This window comes from uncultured Kluyvera sp. (assembly GCF_902485085.1).
GTDB lineage: Bacteria > Pseudomonadota > Gammaproteobacteria > Enterobacterales > Enterobacteriaceae > Kluyvera > Kluyvera ascorbata.
The window spans coordinates 1-4,518 of record NZ_CABTJS010000001.1; the positions used below are offsets into that span (position 1 = coordinate 1).

Below are 4,518 nucleotides of genomic sequence, written 5' to 3' on the forward strand. Positions count from 1 at the left end.
CGCGTCCGTGACGATCTGAGTGAACTGGCAGTAGTCGAATCCTTCCCTACGAAGATCGAAGGCCGCCAGATGATCATGGTGCTCGCTCCTAAGAAGAAACAGTAAGGCCTTCAAGTAGCGATGTTGGTGAAGCCTTAGGGCTTCACTGATATTGTTCGCCTATGTTTCGTTTATTAACAATGCGAAGTGGAAGTTATTAAGATGCCAAAGATTAAAACCGTACGCGGTGCTGCTAAGCGCTTCAAAAAAACCGGTGGTGGTGGATTTAAGCGTAAGCACGCAAACCTGCGTCATATTCTGACCAAAAAATCTACTAAACGTAAACGTCACCTGCGTCCAAAAGGCCTCGTGTCTAAAGGCGATCTGGGTCTGGTTATCGCGTGCCTGCCGTACGCATAAGCCGTTAACGTTTAATTTTTTTTACTAAGAATATAGATACAGGAGAGCTCACATGGCTCGCGTAAAACGTGGTGTAATTGCTCGTGCACGTCACAAAAAAATTCTGAAACAAGCTAAAGGCTACTACGGTGCGCGTTCTCGCGTATACCGCGTTGCCTTCCAGGCTGTTATCAAAGCTGGTCAGTACGCTTACCGTGACCGTCGTCAACGTAAACGTCAGTTCCGTCAGCTGTGGATTGCACGTATCAATGCAGCAGCACGTCAGAACGGTATTTCTTACAGCAAATTCATCAACGGCCTGAAAAAAGCCTCTGTTGAAATTGACCGTAAGATCCTGGCTGACATCGCAGTATTCGACAAAGTAGCGTTCACCGCTCTGGTCGAAAAAGCGAAAGCAGCACTGGCATAAGCCAGTTGGAAGAGGGAGCTAGTCTCCCTCTTTTCATTTTAACCGTATCAATGCATTGACATTTATCAGCGTAGACCTTTCAATAAAGACTCTACGGTTATTACCACATAAGGTAACGCAAGCATGAATGCTGCTATTTTCCGCTTCTTCTTTTACTTTAGCACCTGAACTCAGGAGGCTTGCGCGTGAAAGAAGAAACGAAAAATCAGCGCCAATAAGCCTCCGGATGGAGGCTTTTTTTGTATCTGAATTCGAGATTAAGTCCACCAAACCGGTGTCTGCACCGACATAATGAGGAAAACCATGTCACATCTCGCAGAGCTGGTTGCCAGTGCCAAGGCAGCCATTAACCAGGCTTCAGATGTTGCCGCGTTAGACAATGTCCGCGTCGAATATCTGGGTAAGAAAGGGCATCTGACCCTTCAGATGACCACATTGCGTGAACTGCCGCCAGAAGAGCGTCCAGCAGCGGGTGCCGTCATCAACGAAGCAAAAGAGCAGGTGCAGCAGGCACTAAACGCGCGTAAAGCCGACTTGGAAAACGCCGTGCTTAATGCCCGCCTTGCCGCAGAGACCATCGATATCTCCCTGCCTGGCCGTCGCATTGAAAACGGTGGTTTACACCCAGTTACTCGTACTATCGACCGTATTGAAAGTTTCTTCGGTGAGCTCGGCTTTACCGTAGCGACGGGTCCGGAAATCGAAGATGACTACCATAACTTCGATGCGCTGAATATCCCTGCGCACCACCCGGCACGCGCTGACCACGACACTTTCTGGTTTGATGCGACCCGTCTGCTGCGCACGCAGACTTCCGGCGTACAGATCCGCACCATGAAAGATCAGGAACCACCAATCCGTATTATCGCACCGGGCCGCGTATATCGTAACGACTACGATCAGACGCACACCCCAATGTTCCATCAGATGGAAGGCCTGATTGTTGATAAGAACATCAGCTTCACCAATCTGAAGGGCACGATTCACGACTTCCTGCGCAACTTCTTTGAGGAAGATTTGCAGATTCGTTTCCGTCCGTCCTACTTCCCGTTCACCGAACCGTCCGCAGAAGTGGATGTGATGGGTAAAAACGGCAAATGGCTGGAAGTTCTGGGCTGCGGGATGGTGCACCCGAACGTACTGCGCAACGTTGGTATCGATCCGGAAGTTTACTCCGGCTTCGCCTTCGGTATGGGTATGGAGCGTCTGACCATGCTGCGTTACGGCGTCACCGATTTGCGCGCATTCTTCGAAAACGATCTGCGTTTCCTCAAACAGTTTAAATAAGGGCAGGATAAAACAATGAAATTCAGTGAACTGTGGTTACGCGAATGGGTGAATCCAGCCATTGATAGCGAAGCGCTGTCTGGCCAAATCACCATGGCAGGCCTGGAAGTGGACGGCGTTGAAGCCGTTGCCGGTAGCTTCAACGGCGTGGTTGTCGGTGAAGTGGTTGAGTGCGGCCAGCACCCGAACGCAGATAAACTGCGCGTGACGAAAGTGAATGTAGGTGGTGAACGCCTGCTGGATATCGTCTGCGGTGCGCCAAACTGCCGTCAGGGCCTGAAGGTTGCCGTGGCGACTATCGGTGCGGTACTGCCTGGCGACTTCAAAATTAAAGCCGCTAAGCTGCGCGGTGAGCCGTCTGAAGGGATGCTGTGCTCTTTCTCCGAGCTGGGCATTTCCGACGACCATAGCGGTATTATCGAACTGCCAGCCGACGCGCCTCTGGGTACCGATATCCGTGAATACCTGAAGCTCGACGACAATACTATTGAAATCAGCGTGACCCCGAACCGCGCCGATTGCTTAGGCATTATCGGCGTTGCGCGCGACGTTGCCGTGCTGAACAAGCTGCCGCTGAACGAGCCGGAAATCAAAGCCGTTGCCGCGACCATTGCCGATGTTCTGCCAATTCAGGTTGATGCTGCCGATGCGTGCCCACGTTACCTCGGCCGTGTGGTCAAAGGTATTAACGTTAAAGCGCCAACTCCGCTGTGGATGAAAGAGAAACTGCGTCGTTGCGGTATTCGCTCCATCGATGCGGTCGTGGATATCACCAACTACGTCCTGCTCGAGCTGGGCCAGCCAATGCATGCGTTCGATAAAGATCACATCGAAGGCGGCATCGTTGTACGCATGGCGAAAGAGGGTGAAACGCTGGTGCTGCTGGACGGTACCGAAGCTAAACTCAATGCTGACACTCTGGTCATCGCTGACCACAACAAAGCGCTGGCCATGGCCGGTATCTTCGGTGGTGAGCACTCTGGCGTGAACGATGAAACGCAAAACGTGCTGCTGGAATCCGCATTCTTCAGCCCGCTGTCTATTACCGGCCGTGCGCGCCGTCATGGCCTGCACACCGATGCGTCCCACCGTTACGAGCGTGGCGTTGACCCGGTTCTGCAGTACAAAGCTATCGAACGTGCGACTGCGCTGCTTCTCGATATCTGCGGTGGTGAAGCCGGTCCAATCATCGATGTAACGAATGAAGCAACGTTGCCGAAGCGTGCGACCATCACGCTTCGCCGCAGCAAGCTGGATCGCCTGATTGGTCATCATATTGCTGATGATCTGGTGACTGACATTCTGACCCGTCTGGGCTGCGAAGTGACCGTGGGTAACGATGAATGGCAGGCCGTTGCGCCAACCTGGCGCTTCGATATGGAAATTGAAGAAGATCTGATCGAAGAAGTCGCCCGCGTTTACGGCTATAACAGCATCCCGAACGAGCCGGTACAGGCTGGTCTGGTGATGGGCAGCCATAAAGAAGCTAACCTGTCGCTGAAGCGTGTGAAAACCATGCTTAACGACAAAGGCTATCAGGAAGTGATTACCTATAGCTTCGTTGATCCGAAAGTTCAGCAGCTGGTTCACCCGGGTGAAGAAGCGCTGATTCTGCCAAACCCAATCTCCAGCGAAATGTCGGCAATGCGTCTGTCCCTGTGGACCGGCCTGTTGTCTACCGTGGTCTACAATCAGAACCGTCAACAGAACCGCGTACGTATTTTTGAAACCGGTCTGCGCTTTGTGCCGGACACTCAGGCTCCGCTGGGTATCCGTCAGGACGTGATGCTGGGTGGCGTTATCTGTGGCAACCGCTACGATGAACACTGGAACCTGGCAAAAGAGACCGTTGATTTCTATGATTTGAAAGGCGATCTGGAGTCCGTTCTCGATCTGACCGGTAAATTATCTGAAATTCAGTTCAAAGCAGAAGCGAACCCAGCCCTGCACCCGGGCCAGTCTGCGGCGATTTATCTAAAAGGTGAACGCGTTGGTTTCATTGGTGTTATTCACCCGGAACTGGAGCGAAAACTGGATCTGAACGGCCGTACTCTGGTGTTCGAACTGGAGTGGAACAAGCTCGCAGACCGCGTGGTTCCTCAGGCTCGCGACGTTTCACGCTTCCCGGCGAACCGCCGCGACATCGCGGTTGTGGTTGCTGAAAACGTGCCCGCAGCAGATATTTTAAACGAATGTAAGAAAGTTGGCGTAAATCAGGTAGTTGGCGTAAACTTATTTGACGTGTACCGTGGTAAGGGTGTTGCGGAAGGCTATAAAAGCCTTGCTATCAGCCTAATCCTACAAGATACCAGCCGTACACTCGAAGAAGAGGAGATTGCCGCTACCGTCGCCAAATGTGTAGAGGCATTAAAAGAGCGATTCCAGGCATCATTGAGGGATTGAACCTATGGCGCTTACAAAAG

Annotated in this window: 5 protein-coding genes, 1 pseudogene and 1 other annotated feature; all 6 genes and pseudogenes read left to right on the plus strand. The window is 52.1% G+C overall.

What is annotated here, in order from left to right:
* Window positions 1–105 (plus strand): annotated as a pseudogene (locus RDN66_RS00005) (translation initiation factor IF-3); the annotation flags it as partial.
* A 96-nt stretch (window positions 106–201) separates the two neighbouring features.
* Window positions 202–399 carry a 50S ribosomal protein L35 gene (rpmI, locus tag RDN66_RS00010; protein ID WP_003030583.1) on the plus strand — a complete coding sequence of 66 codons (198 nt, stop codon included), beginning with the start codon at window positions 202–204 and terminating at the stop codon, window positions 397–399.
* Between the two features lie 52 nt (window positions 400–451).
* Window positions 452–808, plus strand: a complete 357-nt coding sequence (gene rplT, locus RDN66_RS00015; RefSeq protein WP_000124850.1) for a 50S ribosomal protein L20 — start codon at window positions 452–454, stop codon at window positions 806–808.
* Between the two features lie 118 nt (window positions 809–926).
* Window positions 927–1,051 (plus strand) — a sequence feature (Phe leader region).
* Complete coding sequence (gene pheM, locus RDN66_RS00020; protein ID WP_001386830.1) at window positions 932–976, plus strand: pheST operon leader peptide PheM; 45 nt, start codon at window positions 932–934, stop codon at window positions 974–976. It overlaps the preceding feature by 45 nt.
* A gap of 60 nt (window positions 1,052–1,111) precedes the next feature.
* Window positions 1,112–2,095, plus strand: coding sequence for a phenylalanine--tRNA ligase subunit alpha (pheS, locus tag RDN66_RS00025; RefSeq protein ID WP_035896277.1), 984 nt, complete (start codon window positions 1,112–1,114; stop codon window positions 2,093–2,095).
* 15 nt (window positions 2,096–2,110) lie between these two features.
* Window positions 2,111–4,498: a phenylalanine--tRNA ligase subunit beta gene (gene pheT, locus RDN66_RS00030; RefSeq protein WP_202217871.1), complete on the plus strand. Its 2,388-nt coding sequence runs from the start codon at window positions 2,111–2,113 to the stop codon at window positions 4,496–4,498.
* Window positions 4,499–4,518: the final 20 nt, after the last annotated feature.

What these genes read in the sequence shown, in the direction of transcription:
- pheT (WP_202217871.1), top strand. Translation starts at nt 2,111, where the DNA reads ATGAAATTCAGTGAACTGTGGTTACGCGAATGGGTGAATCCAGCCATT.
- rplT (WP_000124850.1), top strand. Translation starts at nt 452, where the DNA reads ATGGCTCGCGTAAAACGTGGTGTAATTGCTCGTGCACGTCACAAAAAA.
- pheS (WP_035896277.1), top strand. Translation starts at nt 1,112, where the DNA reads ATGTCACATCTCGCAGAGCTGGTTGCCAGTGCCAAGGCAGCCATTAAC.
- rpmI (WP_003030583.1), top strand. Translation starts at nt 202, where the DNA reads ATGCCAAAGATTAAAACCGTACGCGGTGCTGCTAAGCGCTTCAAAAAA.